Origin of the sequence: Amphritea sp., from assembly GCF_050300915.1 — a bacterium.
In the GTDB taxonomy this organism is placed as follows: domain Bacteria; phylum Pseudomonadota; class Gammaproteobacteria; order Pseudomonadales; family Balneatricaceae; genus Amphritea.
The window spans coordinates 1-527 of sequence record NZ_JBNKYN010000248.1 but is presented as its reverse complement, the minus strand read 5'-3'; the positions used below and the strand labels follow the sequence as shown (position 1 = coordinate 527).

The 527-nt window shown below is 44.2% G+C and carries 1 protein-coding gene; it reads left to right on the top strand.

Annotated elements, in window-relative coordinates:
- Positions 1 to 88 precede the first annotated feature (88 nt).
- Positions 89 to 499 (top strand): hypothetical protein, encoded by a 411-nt coding sequence (locus ACQY8X_RS21210; protein ID WP_428037109.1) that lies wholly within the window; start codon positions 89 to 91, stop codon positions 497 to 499.
- Positions 500 to 527 lie beyond the last annotated feature (28 nt).

Below are 527 nucleotides of genomic sequence, written 5' to 3'. Positions count from 1 at the left end.
CTCAATCATCGTTATACCTTGATGCATGTAGTTAGGAATCTCGTATCTCTATTTTTTCCTCTATCTCAAATCTCTTCACAATTATTAGATGGCCAACACTCACAATCGTGGTGCCAATGAGAACAATGACAACAACACCAACCCACCTCCACCACCAACACTTGAGCAAGTTTTGATAATGCAAGCTCAGATGTTGCAGATCATGCAACAAACTATGGCTAACATGCAACAAGCCCAAGGACATCAGCCAGCACCACAGCCGCAGCAGCGTGACAAGCTTGGGGAATTCCAGCGGACTAAGCCCCCAACATTCTCTCACTCCATCAAACCAATGGATACAGATGATTGGTTGAAGACCATTGAAAAGAAGCTGCAAGTTGTTCAATGCAACAACAGAGAGCGAGTTTCATTTGCTTTGCAACAGCTGGTTGATCCTGTTGTAGATTGGTGGGACGCTTATGTCGAAGCCCACAAAGAGCCAGAAAGCATCAACTGGTAAGAATTTAGGCACAGATTTAGATCTCATC

Coding starts and splice junctions, on each gene's coding strand:
- ACQY8X_RS21210 (WP_428037109.1), top strand. CDS start 89: ATGGCCAACACTCACAATCGTGGTGCCAATGAGAACAATGACAACAAC.